This window comes from Bradyrhizobium sp. McL0615 (assembly GCF_049993905.1).
Classification (GTDB): Bacteria; Pseudomonadota; Alphaproteobacteria; order Rhizobiales; family Xanthobacteraceae; genus Bradyrhizobium.
This window is the reverse complement of the sequence record NZ_CP188254.1, coordinates 8,354,517-8,374,150: the sequence shown is the minus strand read 5'-3', so window position 1 is coordinate 8,374,150 and position 19,634 is coordinate 8,354,517. Positions and strand designations below refer to the sequence as shown.

Below are 19,634 nucleotides of genomic sequence, written 5' to 3'. Positions count from 1 at the left end.
CGGCATCCTCGCTACTCCCCCGCGATCAATCGAGCTTCAGCTTGTAAAACTCCGTCGCCGTTCCCGAGAACAGCGCGGTCTTCTCCGCTTCGCTATAGGGCGCGGCCAGCCGCTTGAAGGCGTTGAAGATCACCTGATAGCTGCACTGGCCCTTGTCCGGCGGAAAGTTGCTCTCGAACATGCATCGGTTGGGGCCGAAGGCCTCGATGCAGGTCTCGATGTAGGGACGCCACGCGGCTGCGGCTTCCTCGGAAGACGGCGGCTTGGGCCGCAGATGAAAGTCGTAGCCGAGCAGGCACATCGCCAGCCCGCCTAGCTTGACGACGACGTTTTCACATCTGGCGATTTCCTGGATTGATGCTTTCCATACCGGGAAGATTTCCTCGCGCCGACCGGCATAGCTGCCGATGCCGATCGGCCCGCCGCAATGATCGAGCACGATTTTGGTGTTCGGAAAGGCGCGGGCAAGGTCGGCGAGCTCGCCGATCTGCGGATGAAACAGCCAGGCATCGAAGCTCAGGCCCAATGGGGCGAGGCAAGCAAAGCCTTTGCGAAACGTGCTGTCGAGCAACAGGCCCTTCGGTCGCGTCGCATACATGCCGGCGACGTCAGGATCGGCATCCCACGCCGACGAGTGCCGGATGCCACGAAAACGGCCGTTGCCGGCAACGATCTCCGCCTCCAGCACCGCCTTGGCGCCGTCGCCGAGCAGCAGATTGACGTGGCTGACGATGCCGGCGCAGATCGCGGCCTTGCCGTAGCCACCGCTCGCGGCCATGGCGGCCACGCCGTTGGCGAACTCGACCTCGCCGACTGGCCGGAACGCCTCGGGGCCGCGCGCGCGGTACATCGAGCGGCAGTCGACATAGACGGTGGCGATGATGTTGTGGCCGGAGGCGATGTCCGCCGCCATCTCCTCGATCATGTAGTGTAGGCCGCCACGATCCCAGAGATGGTGATGCGGATCGACGATCGGGCGGGCGGGATCGATGATCTCCTCGGTGTACTGCGCCAGCCAGTCTTCGCGTGGATCGGCGTAGAGTCCGCTCTTGGAGGCGGGTGCAGTGCTGGCGGCCATGAGTTTCTCTCCCTGGGTGTTATTGGTTTTCTTTTCGTCATTGCGAGCACAGCCAAGCAATTCATTTCTCGGCTTGCGGGGCTATGGATTGCTTCGCTGCGCTCGCAATGACGGTGTGGCTATTTGCGCTTTCGGCTTACACCCCATCCAAAATGATCACCGTCGGCGTTGCCGGCAGCGTATCCCGCGAAACTTTCAACGTCCGCTCGCTCCGCTGGTCGATGGCGAATTGCTGGCCGATCAGGCGCATGAATTCATCAAGCGGGGTGGCGAAGCGGTGCATCGGCAGCACCACGGAGGCGCGCAGCCGTTTGGTGATCTCGGAGACACCGTCGAGCGACATCGTATAGGTGCCGTCGATCGGCACCATCACGATGTCGAGCCGGCCAATCGCCGCGAAATGCGTGTCGTCGAGCTTGTGATGCAGGTGGCCAAGATGGCCGATGCAGAGGCCGGCGACCTCGAAGATGAAGATCGAGTTGCCGTCCTTGATCATCGCCCCGCTGGTGCCCTCGCCATAGTAGCGGCGGATGTCGGTGGGAACGTTGCGGATATAGACGTCGCCGACGCGCGTTGAGACCTGCGCCGCCTGTCCGTTCTCGCCCCAGCCATGCAGGACGTGCGGAATCTTCGGATCGGGGAATAGAGTGTAGTGGGTCGAGTGGGCACGGTTCATGGTGATGACATCGGGCAGCCGCCCGGTCCGGTAGGCGCCGTTGAAGTCGGTCGCGATCCGCACGCCGCCGGGCGTGTCGATGTAGTAGGTGGAATGTCCGACATAGGTGATCGCGACGTCTTCGGCCTTGGCGGCGGTGCGACGAAGGCTGACCGGCAACGCGCGGGGCGGGGCGTTTGCCATCGCCAGGCACTCGCTGCGCAAGGGCTGCTGCTGGGCGGCCGCAGGCCCGATCAGCGAACCGAGCAAGGCAAGCACTGCCGCAAGGGATACGTTCAACGATTGCAGCATGGCATGACCCATCCGTGGCAAAGGCCGCTGCCGATACTGTATCGCCGAATTCCGTGGACGTCATGATGGCATTCGCGCACGGCAGCGCGCCGGAATTGCTTCATCGGGGGCGGACAAAATGCCGTATTGTAAAATTCACCTAAGGAGTTCGCCGTGACTGAAAAAACCGCCGCCTCGGCCCTGCATGCCCCGTCATCGAAACGTCTGGAGCCGTTGCGCCAGGTCGATGCCGGTGTCTTGAGCATCGCCTATTACGACGCGGGTCCCGCCGACGGACCGGCCGTGATGCTGATGCACGGCTTCCCCTATGACATTCACAGCTATGTCGACGTCGCGCCGCAGCTGGCGGCCCAGGGATGCCGTGTCATTGTTCCCTATCTGCGTGGCTACGGCCCGACCCGGTTTCGCGATTCCACGACGCCGCGCTCGGGCGAGCAGGCGGCGGTTGGCGCCGACATGATGGCGCTGATGGATACGCTTGGGATCAAGCGCGCGGTGTTCGCCGGCTACGACTGGGGCGGCCGCGCGGCATGCGTCGGCGCGGCGTTGTGGCCGGAGCGCTGCATCGGGCTCGTCTGCGTCAATTCCTACCTGATCCAGGATATCGCGAAGGCCACGGCGCCGCAGCGCCCCGAGCGCGAGGTGGCGCTGTGGTACCAGTATTATTTCCAGCTCGAGCGCGGCCGCGCCGGCCTTGCCGCCAACCGGCGTGAGATCGCAAAAATATTGTGGACGCAATGGTCGCCGAACTGGCCGTTCGACGATGCCTGTTTTGAGCGCACAGCGGTCGCCCACGATAATTCCGATTACGTCGATGTGGTGATCCACAGCTATCGCCACCGTTTTGGTCTGGCCGACGGCGATCCGCACTATGCTGATATCCAGCAAAGGCTGGCGGCGCTGCCTGCCATCACCGTGCCAACGATTACGTTGGACGGCGCAGGCGACGGCGTTGCGCCGGCAACCGATGGCACCGCCAGTGCGTCGAAATTCACTGGCCGCCGTGTTCATCGCGTGGTGCCGCGCGCCGGGCACAATCTGCCGCAGGAAGCGCCGGAGGCGTTTGCGGCGGCGGTGATGGAACTGGTCAAGGCGTAAGCAATGCCTGATTCCATCGACCGCGCGCGCCGTCTGCTGCTTGGCGCGGCCTTGTCGGGCGTAGCCGGCAGGGCCTTTGCCAAGGCTGATGCACCCGTGCGTCCGGCAGCCGCGCCGCCGCGGCGGATGGAGCCATTGAAGCATGTCGATGCCGGTGTCCTCAACGTCGCCTATTATGAGGAGGGGCCTGCGGATGGACCGGTCGCGATCCTCCTGCACGGCTTTCCCTATGACATTCACTCGTATGTAGATGTCGCCCCACAACTGGCGGCGCAGGGCTGCCGTGTCATCGTCCCTAATCTGCGTGGCTTCGGCGCGACGCGCTTTCGCGATCCGGCGACGCTACGCTCGGGCGAGCAGGCGGCGATCGGCGCCGATGTCATCGCGCTGATGGATGCGCTCGGCATTCCGCGCGCGGTGCTCGCCGGGCACAATTGGGGTGGCCGCGCCGCCTGCGTCGCCGCAGCGCTATGGTCGGAGCGTTGCCGCGGCATGGTGACCGTGAACAGCTACCTGATCCAGGATCTTTCCCGTGCCATGGTGCCGATCAGCCCCAAATATGAAGTCGCGCTCTGGTACGAGTATTATTTTCAGCTCGAGCGCGGGCGCGCCGGATTAGCCGCCAACCGGCGTGAGATCGCCAGGATATTGTGGGAGCAGTGGTCGCCCGCGTGGGATTTCGACGACGCCGTTTTCGAGCGCTCCGCCATGGCGCACGACAATCCCGATTATGTCGATGTCGTGATCCACAGCTATCGCCATCGCTTCGGCCTTGCGGCAGGCGATCCGCGCTATGCCGATTTGCAGCGGCGGCTGGCGTCACTGCCGCCGATCTCCGTGCCGTCGGTCACACTGGATGGCGACAAGGACGGCGTGCTGCCTGCAAGTGACGGCAGCGCCAGCGCGTCCAAATTCACCGGCCGCCGTATTCATCGCGTGGTGCAGGGCGCCGGACATAATGTGCCGCAGGAAGCGCCGGAGGCTTTCGCTGCCGCCGTCATGGAGCTGATCCGCGCCTAGGTCGAGTTTGCCGCATGGCAAGCCGAAGCGAAAACGATCATGCTTCCCGAGCAAGTCCTCCGAGAAGGACAGAATTTTACGGGGCGGAATTCCATGACCGCGCGTCACGTCTTGCTTGCAATCGTCTTTGCGTCCTTTGCCTCGATCGCATCGACCTCGGCCGAGGAATTTCCCAGCCGCCCGATCACGTGGGTCGTGCCCTTCGCGCCGGGCGGCATCACAGACACCACATCGCGCATCGTCGCCGAGGAAATGTCGCGGACGCTTGGTCAATCGGTCCTGATCGATAATCGCGGTGGCGGTGGTGGCACGGTCGGCACCGAACAGGTGGCCCGCGCCAAGCCCGATGGCTACATGATGATCTATGGCACGCAGGGCACCATGGCGGCCAATGTCACGTTGCGCAAAAACCTGTCCTACGATCCGCTGAAAAGTTTCCTCCCCGTGCATCTGGTCGGCGAAAGCCCGAACCTGTTCGTGGCCTATCACGAAGCGCCCTACAATTCGGTGCCCGAATTCATCGCCTACGCCAGACAGAATCCGGGCAAGGTGACTTTCTCCTCTTCCGGCGTCGGTACGGCGACGCATCTGGTCGCCGAATTGTTCAAGACAGTTACCGGAATCGAGATGCAGCACGTGCCATACCGGGGCAGCGCGCCGGCGCTGAACGACATGATCGCCGGCCGCGTCGACGTCATGTTCGATTACCCGGTTTCGGTCGGCCCGCATGTCGAGGCCGGCAAGCTGAAGGTGCTGGCCACCACCGCGCCGGACCGCCTGCGCGCCTATCCCGCTGTGCCGACCATGGCCGAACTCGGCTTGACCGATATGACGACCCAGAGCTGGTCCTCCATCATGGTGCCGGCCGGCACACCGGCGCCGGTCGTCGACCGGCTGGCGGAGGCCGCGCATGCCGCAATGACGTCTGAGCGCGTGCGAACGCATTTCGAAAGGTTCGGTACCCGGCCGATGATGCAGCAGAAGGCGGAGATGATCCCGTTCATCGAAAAGGAGATCAAGCGCTGGGGCGACGTGATCGAGCGCGCGGGGCTGGAGAAGCAGTAGGACTATTCCCGACGCGGGCTGATCTTCCACGTCGCGGCGAGAATGGCCGCGGTCATCGCGCCGCTGATCACGGCGGCGACCGGGATCGAGATCGCAAGCGCCGCGGTCGCGGCCCAGCCGATCGAGCAGAAGGCTTCCGCGAATGTCGCCAGCCGCGACGAGGTCTGGCGGCGGCGGAACTGACTGCGTTTGGCCTGCACGCGGAACCAGAGCTGGATCGCGCCCGCCGAGACGGTGGCGACGATGACGCCGAGCACGGTGACGATCGCCTGCGTCACGGAGGCAAACGCAAGCGCCGCGATCAGCGGCGCGAAGATGGCGCCGATCGAGAGAAGCACCACCTCGATCTTGGCGCGGATGATGCTTGACGGCGGCAGCGGCGCGGTCGCGACCAGATCGGCGGCGTCTTCGCCCGAAATCGTCAGCCAGGCGAGGCCGCCGGCAAGCTGGCCCGCCGCCATCACGATCACGGGCGTGATCAGGACGATCGCGGCCGAGCTCTCGGAAAAGCTTCGCCACAGCAACAGGGCTGGCGGCACCAGATAGAGCAGTTGCATCAGGCTTTGCGACAACAGCCACGGATCGCGCCGCAGCAGCAGGAATTCCTTGGCGCGCAGCGCCTGTTGCCGCGTGCCGCCACGAAACGCGATTGCGCGCGGTCCGCGACGGACGGACCGGGCGGTCGCGGCGACGCTGACGACGGTATCGGCAAATCGCGGCGAGAACAGTGCCATCACGACGCCGAGCAGCACGAGCCCGCCAGCCATCAGCCACGACAGCACCCTGCCGTCGCCGATCGCCGCGCGCGCCGGCCACCACAACGGACTGTTGAGATCAGGGGCGTAGGCTGCGGCGGCATCGGAGGTCAGCACCGCAAAGCGCGACAATGTACCGTAGGAAAGGATCGCGGCAATCTGGAGCGCGATGACGAAGCCGGCGCCGATGATGGCGGCCACGATTTGCGCGACGAGGCGGGTGCGGCTCGCGCCGATCAACCTGAACAGCGCGAGCGTGATCGCGATCGCAACGGCCGCGGCCGAAAGGCCGACGGCGATGACGACGCCGAACGCCGAAAGCCATCGGATGCCGCCGCCGATCACGAGCACGTCGACAAAGGGCGTCGACAGCAACAGCGCCATCCCGATCACGGATAGTCCGATCGCCGCGATCCGCACCGAGAACACGTTGGCGAGGTTCGCCGGCGACGACATGATGAGATCGAGATCGGCACGGGCGTAGAACACCCGCGTCACAGATTCGATGGCCTGCGACAGCATCAACGCCCAGGCGAGGAAGATACTCGACGTGATGACGATCAATTCCTGTTTGCCGAGCGGGGCTTGCAGATCGGCGAAGCGGCCGATCACGGCATAGGCCGGCAGGTGCATGAAGGCGACGAAGACGGTCAGGGCGATGATCGCGCGCTTTCGTTTTCCGCGTCTGCCGGCGATCATCGCCAGCCATTCGCGCCAGGCCAGACGGATCTCGTGCCGGGCAAACCAGCTGAGCGCCGCGGCCGAACTCATGCGGCGGCCGAGTTGGTGTCGACGAGGGCGATGAACATGTCTTCGAGGCTGGTGTCGTTGCGGCCGTTCTGCTGGCGCAGCTCGGTCAGCGTGCCTTCGGCCACCAGCCGGCCCTTGGTTATGACGCCGATCCGGTCGGCCATCCGCTCGGCAACTTCGAGAATATGCGTCGTCATGATCACGGTGCAGCCGGCACGGACGCGGTCTTGCAGCAATCCCTTGACGTGACGCGCCGACAGCGCATCGAGGCCGGTCAATGGCTCGTCCAGGATGATCAGCCGGGGATCGTGAACCAGCGCGCCGGCCAGCGCCACCTTCTGGCGCATGCCCTTGGAGAATCCTTCGCAGCGTTCGTGCAGATGCGGCTCGAGGCCAAGCGACAGCAGAAGCTGCTGCGCCGACGGGCCGGAAACCGCGGGGTCGATACCCCAGAGGCCGGCAACGAACTCGAGATATTCCAGCGGCGTCAGCTTGTCGTAGATCATCGGCTCGTCGGAGACCCATGCCGTGATCTGCTTGGCGGCGACGGGATCGGCGAGCGCATCGACGCCCAGAATGGATACCGAGCCGGCGTCGGGCCTGAGCAGGCCGGCGACCATCCGCAGCGTCGTGGTCTTGCCGGCGCCATTGGGGCCGAGCAGGGCGTAAAATTCGCCAGCGCGAATGGTCAGGTCGAGCGCGTCGACCGCCGGACGGTCAAAACGCTTCGTTAACCCTCGCACTTCGAGCGCCGATGGATCTGGCTGCATGATGATGGAACGGTCCGGTTTCGTTTTGTCGTCGGGGAAACATGGACCGAAACACTTTCGGCTCGGTGAATCGTGCGGCCCAAATCGTGCCGAACCACGCAACTTCCCGGGCTGCGGCATTTCTCCGCAATTGTTAACGATCGGGCGGCCAGCGTTTTGTTGACACCGGTCGGCGCTTTGGGCTCAATGCAGCGGGACATATGCGCCTACAGGCATCGCGGATGGTCGATAGCGTGTAGACACAAGATGCGGAAAAGGCGGTCGACAGAATCGCCTGGCATCGGGGAGGGATATGATGCTGGACTTCGTTCAGCAGCTGGTGAGTGGCATCGCGCTCGGCTGCGTCTACGGCTTGATCGCGCTCGGCTTTGTGCTCGTTTACAAGGCAACCGAGGTCGTCAATTTCGCGCAAGGCGATTTGATGATGCTGGGCGGGTTCTTCGCCTTCACCTTCATCGGCATGCTCGGTCTCAATTACTGGCTCGGATTCGCCGGCGCGGTCATCGCCATGGCGGCATTCGGCATGCTAGCCGAACGCGTCGTGGTGCGTCCGATCCTTGGCTACCCGCAGTTTTCGATCATCATGGCGACGATCGGCCTCGGATATTTCCTGCGCTCCGTGGTCGGCATGATCTGGGGCACCGATGATTTCAAGATCGAGACGCCGTTCAGCGACGGCGTGTTGCGGATCGGCTCGCTGGTCCTTGCCTACGACAAGCTCTCGGTGATTGCCGCGACCGTCATTCTCTGCGCGCTGCTCTATCTGTTCTTCAACCGCACCACGCTCGGCACTGCGATGCGCGCGAGCTCCGAGAACATGCTGGCCGCCTACTACATGGGCATTCCGGTCAAGCGCGTGGTGTCGATTGTGTGGGCGATCTCTGCGGCGGTCGCGACCGCGGCCGGCGTGCTGTTGGCGCCGATCACCTTCATTCACTCCAATGTCGGTCTCGTGCTGGGCCTGAAGGCGTTTCCCGCCGCGGTGCTCGGCGGCTTCGGCTCGATTCCCGGCGCCGTGGTGGGCGGCGTGCTGATCGGCGTGATCGAAAGCATGGCCGGCTTCTACCTGCCGCAGGGCTGGAAGGACGTCGCACCCTACCTCGTTCTTCTGGTGGTGCTGCTGCTCAAGCCCGAAGGCCTGTTCGGTGTTCATACGCGGAAGAAAGTCTGATGCGGTTCCTCTTCAAGACCGATTATGAAGACGACATCAGGCTGTTTCCGCACAGCGGCTACATCGTTTCCTACGGCATCCTGCTGGCGCTTCTTGTGATCGCGCCGTTCGTGCTGTCGAGCTATCTAGTCAGCCAGCTGGTGTTCGTCTGTATCTACGCTACCGTGGGCGTGGGCCTGATGATCCTCACGGGCTTCACCGGGCAGGCCTCGCTCGGCCACGCCGCCTTTCTGGCGATCGGCGCCTACACGGCCGCCTATCTGCAGCAATACAACGTTCCGTTTCCGGTCTACTTCCTGGCTGGCGGGCTGTTGACCGGCGTTGTCGGTGCGCTGGTCGGATTTCCCGCGCTGCGACTGACGGGCATCTACCTTGTGATCGCGACGATTTCCTTTGCCTTCATCGTCGAGGAAGTGCTGGCGCGCTGGGAAAGCGTGACCCACGGCAACGAGGGCATGCGCGTCAAGACGCTGAGCCTGTTCGGGCAGGCGGTGCCGCAGAACGGGCCGACCTTCTATTTCCTCTGTCTTGGCGTCCTGACCCTCACCATCGTCGGCACGCTCAACCTGCTGCGCTCGCCGACCGGCCGCGCCTTCGTCGCGATCCGCGACAGCGAAACCGCGGCGCGCAGCATGGGCGTCAACGTTTCGCTCTACAAGGTGAAGTCGTTTGCGATCAGCGCGGCGATCACCGGATTGGCCGGTGTGCTGTTCGCGCACAAGCTTTCCTTCATCTCACCGGAAATGTTCACGCTGCAGCTCTCGATCGAGTTCATCATCGTGATCCTGATCGGCGGCACCTTCAGCCTGCATGGCGCGGTGCTGGGCGCGATCTTCCTGGTCATGATCGATCCGTTCCTGACCTACCTGAAGGACGACCTGCCCGGCATCATCTCGGGGCTGGCCGCGATGTTCGGCGCCGACAGCGTGACGGCGGGGAAAGTTAACACCAACGTCGCCGCCATTGCCTCCGCCAACGGCCTGAAGGGCGCGATCTACGGGGTGATCATCGTGCTGTTCGTGCTGTTCGAGCCGCTCGGCCTGTACGGGCGCTGGCTGAAGATAAAACTCTTCTTCCAGCTGTTCCCGCTCTACAAGCGCGCCACCTTCAAACGTCAGAAGATCTACGTGAAATCGGAGCGGAACCGATGAGCTATTTCCGAGCGGATAACCTCTCGCTGCACTTCGGCGGCCTCAAGGCAGTCGATGCCGTCAGCTTCGCCGTGGAGAAGGGTGAGATCCTATCGATCATCGGCCCCAACGGCGCCGGCAAGAGTTCGATCTTCAACCTGATCTCGCGCATCTACCCGCCGACCTCGGGTAAGATCTTCTTCGAGGACCAGGACATCACCGAACAGCCGGCCTACGAAATCGCCGGCCTCGGCATCGCGCGCACCTTCCAGAACATCGAATTGTTCGAGAATGCGACCATGCTGAACAATCTCCTGGTCGGCCGTCACCGCCATTCGACGACGCAGCTTTGGCAGGAATTGCTGTTCATGCCGAGCGTGCGCGCCGGCGAAAAGATGCATCGCCGCCGCGTCGAGCAGGTGATCGAATTCCTGGAGCTCGAAGTCTATCGCGACAAGCTGATCTCGGGGTTGCCATACGGCGTCCGCAAGGTGATCGAGCTCGCACGCGCGCTGTGCTCTGAGCCGAAACTGATCCTGCTGGACGAGCCGTCATCCGGATTGAATGTCGAGGAGACCGGCGACATGTCGTTCTGGATCCGCGATCTGAAGACCGAGCTCGGCATTACCGTGCTGATGGTCGAGCACGACATGTCGCTGGTCAACCGCGTCTCCGATCGCGTGATCGCGCTCAACTACGGCCGCGTGATCGCGATGGGGTCACCTTCCGAGGTGCAGCGCCATCCCGACGTCGTTGCCGCCTATCTCGGCGCTTGAGGATGATGGCATGAGCGCTTCCGACATCATTCTCAAGCTCAGCAATATCGAGAGCTATTACGGGCCGATTCAGGCCATCAGAGGCATCAGCCTCGAGGTACCTCGCGGCCAGATCGTCACGCTGCTCGGCGCCAACGGCGCCGGCAAGACCACGGTGCTCAAGACCATCTCCGGCATTCTCGATCCGCAGAAGGGTTCGATCGAATTTCTGGGCAAGCCGATCCAGCGCATGGAGGCCGACAAGATCGTGCGGCTGGGCTTGAGCCACGTGCCGGAAGGACGCGAGGTGTTTCCGTTCCTCTCGGTGCGCGAAAACCTGATGATGGGCGCCTATCCGCGCAAGGACCGCGACGGTGTCGCGGAAGATCTCGATCGCGTCTACGGCTACTTCCCGCGGCTGAAGGAGCGCATCAACCAGCCGGCCGGGCAGCTTTCCGGCGGCGAGCAGCAGATGCTGGCGATCGGGCGGGCGCTGATGAACCGGCCGGCCCTGCTACTTTTGGATGAGCCGTCGCTCGGTCTTTCGCCGATCCTGGTGAAGGAGATCTTTACCATCATCAAGCGCGTCAACGAGGAGCAGGGCATGTCGATCCTGCTGGTCGAGCAGAACGCCAAGGTGGCGCTGGAAACCGCGCATTACGGCTATGTGCTGGAAATCGGCCGGGTCGTGATGAACGACACCTGCGAGCGGCTGATGAGTTCAAAAGACATCCAGGAATTCTATCTCGGCGCCAAGGAAGAAGGCGCCCGCGGCGAACGGCGCTGGAAAAAGAAGAAAACCTGGCGGTAAAGGTCGCAGCCAAAGAGCATGGCGTTCAGAGCGAGTTGGAGCTAAATTCAAGCCCTGCTTCGAGAAAACAGACCGGCCGCCAAGGCCGGCACGAGACGCGGGCCACAGAGGGAGGAAGACGCATGGCCAGACCGGCAGTGCTGACGGTCGCCGACACGATCGCGAGGAGCTTTCTGAAGTCCGTGGAAACCCGCGGCGACCGGCCGGCGATTCGCGAAAAGAAGTTCGGCATCTGGCAGCCGACCAGTTGGCGCGAGTGGCTGCAGATCTCCAAGGACATCGCGTTCGGCCTCCATGCCATCGGCTTCCGGCCCGGCGACGTCGCCTCGATCATCGCCAACGCGGTGCCGGAATGGGTCTACGCCGACATGGGCATCCTGTGCGCCGGCGGCGTCGCTTCCGGAATCTATCCGACCGACTCGTCGGTGCAGGTCGAATATCTGATCAACGATTCCTCGACCAAAGTGATCTTCGCCGAGGACGAGGAGCAACTCGACAAGATCCTGTCGTGCCGTTCGCGGTGCCCGACCTTGCAGAAGATCGTCGTGTTCGACATGGAAGGCCTGAGCGGCTTTGCCGACCCGATGGTGCTGTCGCTGGCCGAGTTCATGGCGCTCGGGCGCAATCACGCGCAGGGCAACGAAGCGCTTTGGGATGAGATGATCGGGAGCCGAAGCGCAGGCGATCTCGCCATCCTCGTCTACACGTCGGGCACGACGGGCCCGCCCAAGGGCGCCATGCATTCCAACCGCAGCGTGACGCATCAGATGCGCCACGCCAACGATCTGTTTCCCTCCACCGACGCAGAAGAGCGGCTGGTGTTCCTGCCGCTTTGCCACGTCGCCGAGCGGATCGGCGGTTATTATGTCTCGCTGGCGCTGGGCTCGGTGATGAATTTCGCCGAAAGCCCGGAAACCGTGCCGGACAATCTGCGCGAGGTGCAGCCGACCGCGTTCCTCGCGGTGCCGCGAATCTGGGAAAAATTCTATTCCGGAATCACGATCGCGTTGAAGGACGCGACGACATTTCAGAACTGGATGTACCGCAACGCGCTCGCCGTCGGCAATCGCATGACCGAATACAGGCTGCAGGGCGATACGCCGCCGCTGTCGTTGCGGCTCGCCAACCGCGCCGCCTACTGGCTGGTGTTTCGCAACATCCGCCGCATGCTTGGGCTGGACCGTTGCCGGCTCGCTTTTACCGGAGCGGCGCCGATCGCGCCCGATCTGATCCGCTGGTATCTCGCGCTCGGCCTCGACATGCGCGAGGTCTACGGCCAGACCGAGAATTGCGGCGTCGCGACCATCATGCCGCCCGAGCGCATCAAGCTCGGGTCGGTCGGCAAGGCCGCGCCCTGGGGTGAGGTCGCGATCTCGCCGCAGGGCGAAATCCTGATCCGCGGCGATTTCCTGTTCATGGGTTACCTGAACCAGCCGGAAAAGACCGCGGAAACAATCGACGCCAAGGGATGGCTGCACACCGGTGACGTCGGCTCGATCGACAATGAAGGCTTCGTCAAGATCACCGACCGGATGAAGGACATCATCATCACCTCGGGCGGCAAGAACATCACGCCGTCGGAAATCGAGAACCAGTTGAAGTTCTCGCCTTACGTCTCGGACGCGGTGGTGATCGGCGACAAGCGGCCGTATCTGACATGCCTGCTCATGATCGATCAGGAGAATGTCGAAAAATACGCCCAGGACCACGACATTCCCTTTACCAACTACGCGAGCCTGTGCCGCGCGCCCGAGATCCAGGACCTGATCCATCGCGAGATCGAGGCGGTCAACGTCAACTTTGCGCGCGTCGAAACCATCAAGAAGTTCTATTTGATCGAACGTCAGCTCACGCCTGAGGATGAGGAACTGACGCCGACCATGAAGTTGAAGCGTAGTTTCGTGAACAAGCGTTATGCCGTCGAGATCAACGCCATGTATGGCGAGCGGGCGGTGGCGTGAGCGGTTGCGGACACCGGGAGCGGAATTTTGAAAACGGCGAAGGATTGAGAAGGCCCCACCCTTCGCTCAACACGGGCCAACAAGGAGGATATTGCAATGTCGAAATCGTTTAGGGCGTTGGGCCTTGCGGTGAGCGCCCTTGCGCTGACTCAACTGCCGGCCGCGGCCCAGACCAAGGTTACCAATGAGGGCGTCTCGGCGAGCGAGATTGTCATCGGCACCCATCAGGATCTGTCCGGCCCGATCAAGGTCTGGGGCGTTCCGGTTTCCAACGGCATGAAGATGGCGGTTGAGGAAATCAACGCCGCCGGCGGCATCAACGGCCGCAAGATCAAGATGATCCTCGAGGACAACGGCTACGATCCGAAGAAGGCCGTGCTGGCCTCGCAGAAGATGGTCGAACGCGACAAGATCTTCGCGATGATCGGGCCGATGGGTTCGCCCACCGTGCTCGCCGCGCAGGACATCCTGTTCGACGCCGGCGTGCTGCAACTGTTTCCGCTGACGGCCGCCGAATTCACCTTCAAGTTCGATCCGGCGAAGCCGCAGGAGCGGTTGAAGTTCAACAATCTACTGCCCTATGTCGAGAGCACGCGCGCCGCGGTCAAATACATGATGGAGGCGAAAAACTTCAAGAAGCCCTGCATCATGCATCAGGACGACGAGTACGGAAAGAACGTGCTTGACGGCTTCACCCAGCAGCTCACGGCGATGAAGGTACAGCCTGCTTCGGTCACGAGCTACAAGCGCGGCGCCTCAGACTTCAGCGCGCAGGTCGCCAAGATGAAGTCCGACGGCTGCGACATGGTCGTGCTCGGCACCGTCATCCGCGAAACCATCGGCGCAATGGGCGAGGCCAAGAAGCTCGGCTGGGACGTCACCTTCCTCGGCGCCACGCCGACCAACGTGCTCGAAGTGCCGGCACTCGGCAAGGACGCGGTCGAAGGCCTCTACGCGGCTTCCGGTTTCGAAATCCCGTACGAAGACACCGCCAAGGGCAAGGTCAAGGATTGGCTCGCCAACTACAAGAAGATGTTCAGCTCGGACGCCAACACGCAGGCGATCATCGGCTACAACGCCATGATGACTTTTGCGTTCTACGCCAACAAGGCGGGCAAGGACCTGACCGGCCAGAAGATGATGGACGCGTTGGAATCCGGCGACAAGTTCCTCGACATCTTCAACTCGCCGCCGACCAAGTTCTCCAAGACCGACCATCTCGCCAACACGATCACCCAGGTCCAGCAGGTCAAGAACGGCCGCTGGGTGCTGATCAAGGAAGGCCTGATGTTCTAAGGGGGCGCCTTGCTGCAAACGGCAAAGGCTAGCGACAGAAGGGCTGCGCGAGACGATCGCGCAGCCCTTTTGCTTGTACCTTCAGTTCAGACCGGAAATGCCGTCATTGCGAGGAGCGAAGCGACGAAGCACTCCATCCCTCCCGCTTGTGGCGCTATGTATTGCTTCGCGGAGCCTGTCATCGGGCGCGCCTTCGCGCGACCCGTTGGCTCGCAATGACGTTGAACCAGTACGATCCACGCACGGTGCATTGTTATTTCTGCAGTACCTTCAGCAACTCGTCGCCGAGAATGGCGGGTTCTACGGGCGACAGATAGGTGAGGCCTGCGGCCTTCGCGAGATCGGCTATGGTTCCCGCCGCCTGCAAATCGGAGAGCGCCTTGTTGACGGTGGCGATAAGCGTCGGATCGCGGGCGAGGCCGACATAACCCCGGTTAACGCCGATGGGATAATAGTAACCGGATGCGGCGAGCCTGGAATCGGGATGGCCGGCGCGGTAGGCATCGAAGCGGCTCAGGTCGAGCAACGTCGCATCGAATTCACCGCCATTGAGCGCGCCGAGCAAGTCGTGCCGTCCCGGGACCAGATGCGTGATGTGGTCGATCAAGCGTCCGTTTTCGAAAGTCATCAGGATCGCGTCGCCAAGCGTGCCGCTTTCGATCGCGATGCGCAACCCTGCGAGATCGCCGACGCCGGAGATCTTGCGGCCGCGCGCCTTCTCGCCGAGCACGACGGTCAGTGGCGAGTAGACATAGGGCTGGCTCGGCGCAAGGACGCCGACCGGCACGCGGCGGCGGCGGTCGTCGCGGGAAGCGCCCTCGAAATCCGGCAGCTTCGCCGTCTTGACGCCGGGCACCTTGAGCGAGTCCCTGGTCAAGGCATAGCTTCCGACCAGCGCGCAGCGGCCGTCGGACAGCAACGCATTGGCTTCGAGGGCCGGGCTCGAGCTTTCGTCGAGTTTGCTTTCGAACCACTGGATTCTGAGCGGTCGGCCGAGCCGGCCGGCAACCGCCTGCGCCAGCGCGACGTCGAACCCGCTGTCGGGCTTTCCGCGTTGATGCAACGAAAGCGGAGGCAGGTTTTCGTCGAGACAGACTTTCAGCGGATCGTCATCCGCGCGCGCCGCGACCGCCGTCGCAAGCAGCACGGCAACGACTGCGAGCCAGCGCTTCATTGCTTCCTCCGGCTCGATACAAAGGCCCAGACCTCGATGATCTCCTGATCGTTCAGGATATCCTTCCACGGCGGCATGTTGTTCTTGCCGTGCTTCACCGTCATCGTGAACCGCGCGTTGTCATCCGGGAACGCGCGCAAGTCGGGTGCGACTGTGCCGGCAGTGACCATATTAGGGCCATGGCAGTGCGAGCACTTCTGCGCATAAGTGGTCTTGCCGGGACCGATCAGCGCCTGATCGCTGACGGCGGCTTGTTGCTGCGCGGTAGCCGGCATCGCCATCCACGCCATTGCTGCCACCGCGACGGCGGCGAGAGTCGCCGCCGTCCGCTTCGACACCTTCTCAGTCATCGGCGTTCCGCGATCAGTTCTTTACCGCGAAAACCCACAGCGAGCCGCCTGTCGGCACGTTGGCAAGCCGCTCATCGCCCGAGAAGATCGAGTAGACGCCGCCATAACCGCTGGTGACGGCGATGTACTGGACGCCGTCCTGCTGCCAGGTCACCGGTTGTCCTTCGATGCCCGAACCGGTCTGGAAGCTCCACAGCTTCTTGCCGTCGTTGGCGTCAAAGGCGTCAAACTCGCCGGTCAACTGCCCGGAGAACACGATCCCGCCGGCCGTCGACAGCACGCCCGAGAACCGCGGTATGTCGCTCGGCACTTCCCATTTGGCCTTTCCGGTCATGGGATCGATGGCCTTGAGATAGCCGCGCGGTCCGTTCGGCCACGCCCACGGATCCGTCAGGTCCATGCCGAGGTACCATTCGCCTTGCTTGAAGACGGCTGGTTCGGCCTTGTAGTTGCCGCCGATATTGAGCGTATTGGCGTAGGCAAGCCCGGTCTGCGGATTGTACGACATCGGCTCCCAGTTCTTGCCGCCGAGGATCGACGGCTGAACCAAGACTTTCTTGCCTTCGCGGGCGTCCTTGGAGACGTCGGTCTCGATCGGACGGCCGGTCTTCATGTCGATGCCGGAGGCCCAGTTCACTGTCACATAGGGATTGGCCGCGAGCAGTTTCCCGTTCGTCCGGTCAAGCACATAGAAGAAGCCGTTGCGATTGGCATCCATCAGCACTTTGGTGGGCTTGCCTTCGATCGTCATGTCGGCGAGCACCATCTCGGCGACCGCGTCATAGTCGAACGGATTGTTCGGCGAGAACTGATAGTGCCATTTGATCTTGCCGGTCTTCGGCTCGAGCGCCAGCACCGCGCAGGTGTACAGATTGTCGCCGGGACGCACGGCCGCATTGAACGGCCCGGGGTTGCCGACGCCCCAATACACCGTATTCAACTCCGGATCATAGGAGCCGGTGATCCATGTCGATCCGCCACCGAGCTTCCAGGTGTCACCTTTCCAGGTGTCGCCGCCGGGCTCCTCGGGGCTCGGTACCGTGTGGGTCCGCCACAGGCGCTTGCCCGTCTGCGGATCCCAACCATCGATGAAGCCTCGGGTCCCGAACTCCGCGCCGGAAATGCCCGTGATGACAACGCCGTCCGCCACGAGCGGCGCCACAGTCATCGAATAGCCTTCCTTGATGTCGGCCGCTTTCTGACGCCACAGTTCCTTCCCGGTCTTCATGTCCAGCGCGATGACGTGGGCGTCGAGTGTGGTACGGAAAAGCTTGCCCTCATGGATCGCGCCGCCGCGGTTGATAATGCCACAACACACGATTCGCGGCGTCTCTGCGGGATACTCGACCTTGGTCTTCCAGATTTGCTTGCCGGTTTTGGCGTCAACCGCCATCGTCGCGTTGTGGTTGGTGATGTATACGACACCCTGGTATACAATCGGCTGCGACTGTGCGCTTCGGTCATCTGCGAAGCTGTAGTTCCACACCGGAACAAGATTCTTGACGTTGTCCTTGGTGATTTGCGTAAGCGGACTGAACCGCTGCAGATTGTAGCCCATACCGTAGTTGAGAACGTTCGCTGTGTCGGTCGCTCCCTTGACCAATTGGTCGGTGGTTTGAGCGCTTGCACCGAACGGCGCAAGAATGATTAGGCTTGCGGCAAACGCAATGCACTTCATGCGGTCCCTCCCGTTGAACTCCCTGCGTGCCTATTTTCTGGCACTGTGGACCAACATCTTCCTGAAACGGGAAAGCGTCAATACGAAAGTCGAAGATGATGCGCGAGCTCGCTGCGAAGAGAAAACGAGAAACCTGTCTCGTGATTTTTTCGGAATGCGATCAGCATTACGGCTGCAGCGCACCATGGCCGTGAGGCGAGGGAAGATCAGGCAAGGAAAGCAGATTGTTGTCGGCCGCCGCTGCGCAATATTTGCACCGCGTCGTTCGTCAGTCGGCGCGTTCGGATGACCGGTCCGCGGAGGCGGCCAGAGAACTTACGACGAGCGGCGCAACAGGGGTGCTGCCTGAGATGTCGGCGAGCAGGGGGCCGTCGGCGTATCGCATTACGCCGTGTTCACCGATCACGAATGTCGGCCGGAAATTTCTGACGTCGGCATCCTCGACCATCGCCATGCGGCGGTTGTCGAGCGTCAGCCAGTGTCCGTCGAGCCGCGCGGCAGCCACCGCATGGTCCCCTCCATGGATGGTATCGCGCAGGACCACGATCCTGACATCGTCGGGCGTGAGGCCAGCGCGGCGCAAGGCTATGAATTTCGCAATCGCATAATCCTCGCAGTCGCCACCGCCAAGCGCGAGCGTTGCGAGCGGCGACGTCCAGACGTCGACCTGGCCGTGCTGGGCGAGGTCGCTGATCGGCCGGATGGCGAGATTGATGGCGCGGTTGATTTCGCCGAGCCGGGCGCGGCCTTCGCGCGACCGGGCGGCATCGACGATGTCGAGAAATTTCAGCGCGGCCGGAGACACGCAGCCGTCACGGTCGCCTTCGCAGAGTGCAAGCTGCACCATTTCATCGTCGAGCTGGCGTTGCACGCCAAGCCATTTGTCGCGCAGTCCGCCGCTTTGAAGGGGAGATGCCGCAAGCCCGAACGGCTCGGCCGATTGCTGGATCAATTCCGCCGGGGCAGACGGCTCAGCCGTCTCAGCCCGCAGGTCAACCGGCCCGAACCAGGCCAGGCCGCACGCGATGATGCCCGCACGCCATGCGCGCGCATAAACTGATAACCCCATCTGACGCCCCTTGTCCGGGCATCGGCTGGCTTGCTCTGCCTGCGCGTGTCCGGATCATTTCGGAATGGGCAGGATGGGCAAGGGATCTTTTGATCCGTCTAAAACGATAGGGGGTGAGCCGGGAGTTTGCGAAACAGCCTGAACGTGGCCTTGCCGGTTACAGCTAATTTTATCGATCCATTCAGATGGCGCTCGTCGAAGCTCGCTCGGTTAACCCGGCAAGGGCGGCGGGATGCGGCGCGAATTTTATGGTTGCGAAAGGGTCACAGCGTCGCCGAATTAACCCTGTCCGCAGAATCGGTCGGCAGGCAATTGCAGCCTGTCCCGATGCCTCGAAGGGATGGCGCGTTCAATAAGACCGGGGGAAGTGCTCAGCCTCCAGGCGGCTGCCGCTCCCCCAAGGAAGCTGCCCGCTGCGCTACAGCAAAGGGTAAAGTATTGTATCTGCTTATCTTTATGCCTTGGCGGGCCGGTGCCCATTTCTCAATCAGTGCTAGCGAAACCCGGCCTTTCCGTTGCCACACTTTCGCCCAACAGTTTTTCCGGACCTTTTCGGTCCTGTTGCAGACTTACCCATATTGAGGGTGTTCCACGGCCGCGTACTGTTGTGTTCCTTACCTGCGTGGTATGAAAACCCCGCAGGGAAATTTTATACTTCTTAACCATTTAAGTTGGTGACCATTGAACTACGCCGGCAAATTCCAAACGGGTGAACTCGACCCTTTTTCCGGTGGGG

17 protein-coding genes are annotated in these 19,634 nt (G+C 62.5%); 9 read left to right on the top strand and 8 right to left on the bottom strand.

From position 1 onward, the window contains the following. Nucleotides 1–25 precede the first annotated feature (25 nt). Both ACPPVP_RS40340 and ACPPVP_RS40335 read right to left on the bottom strand, forming a co-directional pair. A complete protein-coding gene (locus tag ACPPVP_RS40340; protein WP_426529245.1) occupies nt 26–1,078 on the bottom strand; it encodes an amidohydrolase family protein in 1,053 nt (350 codons plus the stop codon). A gap of 136 nt (nt 1,079–1,214) precedes the next feature. After that, the gene (locus ACPPVP_RS40335; protein ID WP_426529243.1) at nt 1,215–2,045 is read right to left on the bottom strand and encodes an MBL fold metallo-hydrolase; all 831 of its coding nucleotides are present in this window, start codon (nt 2,043–2,045) and stop codon (nt 1,215–1,217) included. A 213-nt stretch (nt 2,046–2,258) separates the two neighbouring features. On the opposite strand from ACPPVP_RS40335, the gene ACPPVP_RS40330 reads away from it, so the two are divergent. The 3 genes from ACPPVP_RS40330 (at nt 2,259) to ACPPVP_RS40320 (ending at nt 5,228) form a co-directional block, all read left to right on the top strand. Then, a complete protein-coding gene (locus tag ACPPVP_RS40330; RefSeq protein WP_426538320.1) occupies nt 2,259–3,143 on the top strand; it encodes an alpha/beta fold hydrolase in 885 nt (294 codons plus the stop codon). A 3-nt stretch (nt 3,144–3,146) separates the two neighbouring features. Continuing rightward, entirely contained in the window at nt 3,147–4,163 is a 1,017-nt protein-coding gene (locus ACPPVP_RS40325) for an alpha/beta fold hydrolase (RefSeq protein ID WP_426529241.1), read from the top strand. Between the two features lie 93 nt (nt 4,164–4,256). Beyond that, the gene (locus ACPPVP_RS40320; RefSeq protein ID WP_426529239.1) at nt 4,257–5,228 is read left to right on the top strand and encodes a Bug family tripartite tricarboxylate transporter substrate binding protein; all 972 of its coding nucleotides are present in this window, start codon (nt 4,257–4,259) and stop codon (nt 5,226–5,228) included. 2 nt (nt 5,229–5,230) lie between these two features. Here ACPPVP_RS40320 and ACPPVP_RS40315 read toward each other — a convergent pair whose 3' ends face one another. Next, a complete protein-coding gene (locus ACPPVP_RS40315) occupies nt 5,231–6,754 on the bottom strand; it encodes a permease (RefSeq protein WP_426529237.1) in 1,524 nt (507 codons plus the stop codon). Beyond that, nucleotides 6,751–7,503, bottom strand: a complete 753-nt coding sequence (locus ACPPVP_RS40310; protein ID WP_426529236.1) for an ABC transporter ATP-binding protein — start codon at nt 7,501–7,503, stop codon at nt 6,751–6,753. Before ACPPVP_RS40310 ends, ACPPVP_RS40315 begins: the two co-directional genes overlap by 4 nt. Before the next feature lie 295 nt (nt 7,504–7,798). Here ACPPVP_RS40310 and ACPPVP_RS40305 point away from each other — a divergent pair, with 295 nt between their 5' ends. The 6 genes from ACPPVP_RS40305 to ACPPVP_RS40280 all read left to right on the top strand — a co-directional run bounded on the left by ACPPVP_RS40305 (nt 7,799) and on the right by ACPPVP_RS40280 (nt 14,627). Next, the gene (locus ACPPVP_RS40305; protein WP_426529234.1) at nt 7,799–8,674 is read left to right on the top strand and encodes a branched-chain amino acid ABC transporter permease; all 876 of its coding nucleotides are present in this window, start codon (nt 7,799–7,801) and stop codon (nt 8,672–8,674) included. Then, complete coding sequence (locus ACPPVP_RS40300) at nt 8,674–9,825, top strand: branched-chain amino acid ABC transporter permease (RefSeq protein ID WP_426529232.1); 1,152 nt, start codon at nt 8,674–8,676, stop codon at nt 9,823–9,825. The genes ACPPVP_RS40305 and ACPPVP_RS40300 overlap by 1 nt, the downstream gene beginning before the upstream one ends. After that, entirely contained in the window at nt 9,822–10,580 is a 759-nt protein-coding gene (locus ACPPVP_RS40295) for an ABC transporter ATP-binding protein (protein ID WP_426529230.1), read from the top strand. The genes ACPPVP_RS40300 and ACPPVP_RS40295 overlap by 4 nt, the downstream gene beginning before the upstream one ends. Before the next feature lie 10 nt (nt 10,581–10,590). Beyond that, entirely contained in the window at nt 10,591–11,370 is a 780-nt protein-coding gene (locus tag ACPPVP_RS40290) for an ABC transporter ATP-binding protein (protein ID WP_426529228.1), read from the top strand. A gap of 122 nt (nt 11,371–11,492) precedes the next feature. Beyond that, complete coding sequence (locus ACPPVP_RS40285) at nt 11,493–13,331, top strand: AMP-dependent synthetase/ligase (RefSeq protein ID WP_426529226.1); 1,839 nt, start codon at nt 11,493–11,495, stop codon at nt 13,329–13,331. Between the two features lie 96 nt (nt 13,332–13,427). Next, nucleotides 13,428–14,627, top strand: a complete 1,200-nt coding sequence (locus ACPPVP_RS40280) for an ABC transporter substrate-binding protein (RefSeq protein ID WP_426529224.1) — start codon at nt 13,428–13,430, stop codon at nt 14,625–14,627. Nucleotides 14,628–14,880: 253 nt separating this feature from the next. Here the strand turns inward: ACPPVP_RS40280 and ACPPVP_RS40275 are convergent, their stop codons facing one another. From ACPPVP_RS40275 to ACPPVP_RS40260, 4 genes are all read right to left on the bottom strand, one after another. Continuing rightward, a complete protein-coding gene (locus ACPPVP_RS40275) occupies nt 14,881–15,801 on the bottom strand; it encodes a substrate-binding periplasmic protein (RefSeq protein ID WP_426529222.1) in 921 nt (306 codons plus the stop codon). Continuing rightward, a complete protein-coding gene (locus ACPPVP_RS40270; RefSeq protein ID WP_426529220.1) occupies nt 15,798–16,151 on the bottom strand; it encodes a c-type cytochrome in 354 nt (117 codons plus the stop codon). The genes ACPPVP_RS40275 and ACPPVP_RS40270 overlap by 4 nt, the downstream gene beginning before the upstream one ends. 13 nt (nt 16,152–16,164) lie before the next feature. Beyond that, nucleotides 16,165–17,829, bottom strand: coding sequence for a methanol/ethanol family PQQ-dependent dehydrogenase (locus ACPPVP_RS40265; protein ID WP_426529218.1), 1,665 nt, complete (start codon nt 17,827–17,829; stop codon nt 16,165–16,167). 268 nt (nt 17,830–18,097) lie between these two features. After that, nucleotides 18,098–18,898, bottom strand: a complete 801-nt coding sequence (locus ACPPVP_RS40260; protein WP_426529216.1) for a transglutaminase-like cysteine peptidase — start codon at nt 18,896–18,898, stop codon at nt 18,098–18,100. Between the last annotated feature and the right edge of the window lie 736 nt (nt 18,899–19,634).